The following is a 2179-nucleotide window of genomic DNA, read 5'->3' as shown; positions in this document are numbered from 1 at the left end:
AGTTGCAACTGAATTATTTGGTCCAATTGGTGGTAAAATAATAACTGTTGGTATATTAATATCTGTATTCGGATGTATAAATGGATACCTATTAACTGGACCAAGAATAACTTATACATTAGGACAACAAAAAACTATACCAGTTATATTTGGTAAATTAAATAAAAATGATGTTCCAGCTAATGCTACATTATTAATAGCTGTATTATCAGCTTTATATGCATTATCAGGACAATTTAACTTATTAAGTGATTTATCAATGTTTGCTGTTTGGTCATTCTATGTTTTAACATTTATAGGTGTTATAAAACTTAGAAAAACTCATCCAAACTTACACAGACCATATAAGGTACCTCTATATCCTATAGTTCCATTAATAGCAATATTTAATGGATTATTCGTTGTAATAAACCAATTAGCATTCTCTGGTATGAAAAATACAGTGATAGCTTTAGGTGGAGTTGTTATAACTCTTATAGGTTTACCAGTTTACAATTATATGACTAAGAAAAACGCTGATTCTAAAGAAGAAAAAGCTGCTTAATAATAAGAAAACTACTCACATATGTGAGTAGTTTTCTTATTATTTAATATCCCTTAGATATATCTATCTTATTTTTTAAAGGTTTATTTTCTATATAATTTTTTAGATTATCATAAATCATATTAAAAGTTCTTTCTTGGTTTTTATCAGATACCCATGAATTATGAGGTGTTATAATTAAATTGTCAAATTGCCATAATTCACTACTTATATCTAATGGTTCATTTTCAAATACATCTAATGCAACACCTCTAAACTTATTCATATACATTATTAAATCTTTTTCATTAACAATATTTCCTCTACCAACATTTATAAATACAGAACCTTTTTTCATAAGTTCAAATTTATCTTTATTTATAATACCTATAGTATCTTTTGTTGCTGGTATTGTGGCTACAACTGTATCACAATTTTTAAATACTTCATCCATTTGCTCACTTGAAAAGCATCTATCAAAATAATTTTTATTATTACCAGTTGTATTAACTCCCCATATTTCAACATCAAATCCTTGTAGTCTTTTAGCAGCCTCTGTAGCTAGTGTTCCAGTTCCTAAAAAACCAATTTTTTTACCACTTAATTCAGCTATAGAAAAATTTACCTTCCATTTTTTATTCAACTGTTGTTCATGAAGCTTTTTACTATTTTTATATATCTCTAGAATAGACATAACTATCCACTCACCTATTGGAACACTATAACCACCCTTATTATTAGCTATTATAATATCTCTATCTATAATTTTATCTAATGGTATTTGATCTACTCCTATACTAGTTGTCTGTATATATTTTAAATTATTCATTTTACTTATATCTAGAGTCTTAAATGGATTATATGTAACCAATATATCAGCATTATTTACATCCGCATTATTTGTTACACTATTCTCATCATAATATATAACTTCATATCCTAATTCTCTTATTTTATCAAATTTTTCTTTTCCATAATTCTTAGTAAATAAAACTTTCATAATTTCACCCCTTATAAGAATATATTTTTTATATTCTTAWTAATAGTATAAAAATAAAAAGTCCTTCAAAATTGAAGGACTTAATCTATTTAATATAAATGTATACTATGATGATAGTAATCTGAGGTGTAGGATACATTTATTTAATAGTATCTTACCCAATTATTTAGATTAAATACTATCTTTTTATATCTATTACATTTTGAACAAGAGCTTTACATCTTCCGCAAGCTGCACCTGCACCTGTTATTTCAGCTACCTTATCTGTAGTGTCTGCACCATCTTTAACTGCATTTACTACATCTTCAAGTGAAACACCTTTACATCCACATACAGATGCTAATATTTTTTCTATTTCATCTACGCATCTTCCACATCCAGTAGCAGCACCAGTCATATCTTTTATTTCTTGCACTGTACGAGCACCATTTATCATTGCTTTTCTTATATCTATGTAACTTACTTGTTTACAGTGACATATTATTCTATCTCCAGCCATTTTATAATCTCCTTTATAATATAATTATTTTTCGTCTTATGATATTATACCAAATTTATACATGTTAAAACATATTAAAGCAAAAAAATAAAGCAGTATTCTGCTTTATTTTTTTGCTATTTTAGCCACACACTCAACGTGCATTGTATATAGGAAC

Annotated in this window: 3 protein-coding genes; 1 reads left to right on the top strand and 2 read right to left on the bottom strand. The window is 26.8% G+C overall.

Annotated elements, in window-relative coordinates:
- A partial coding sequence (locus G3997_RS00585) for an APC family permease (protein ID WP_296646446.1) occupies nt 1-544 on the top strand: 544 nt, incomplete at its 5' end.
- 43 nt (nt 545-587) lie between these two features.
- Here the strand turns inward: G3997_RS00585 and G3997_RS00580 are convergent.
- Together G3997_RS00580 and G3997_RS00575 are read right to left on the bottom strand one after the other, a co-directional pair.
- Nucleotides 588-1523 (bottom strand): phosphoglycerate dehydrogenase, encoded by a 936-nt coding sequence (locus tag G3997_RS00580; RefSeq protein WP_296646442.1) that lies wholly within the window; start codon nt 1521-1523, stop codon nt 588-590.
- A 178-nt stretch (nt 1524-1701) separates the two neighbouring features.
- Nucleotides 1702-2022 carry a (2Fe-2S)-binding protein gene (locus tag G3997_RS00575; RefSeq protein ID WP_296646440.1) on the bottom strand — a complete coding sequence of 107 codons (321 nt, stop codon included), beginning with the start codon at nt 2020-2022 and terminating at the stop codon, nt 1702-1704.
- Nucleotides 2023-2179 lie beyond the last annotated feature (157 nt).

This window comes from Romboutsia sp. 13368 (assembly GCF_018336475.1).
GTDB lineage: Bacteria > Bacillota > Clostridia > Peptostreptococcales > Peptostreptococcaceae > Romboutsia.
This window is presented reverse-complemented; position numbering and strand designations above follow the sequence as displayed.

Excerpts from the sequence above, each read along its gene's own strand:
- G3997_RS00580 (WP_296646442.1), bottom strand. The coding sequence starts at position 1,523 with ATGAAAGTTTTATTTACTAAGAATTATGGAAAAGAAAAATTTGATAAA.
- G3997_RS00575 (WP_296646440.1), bottom strand. The coding sequence starts at position 2,022 with ATGGCTGGAGATAGAATAATATGTCACTGTAAACAAGTAAGTTACATA.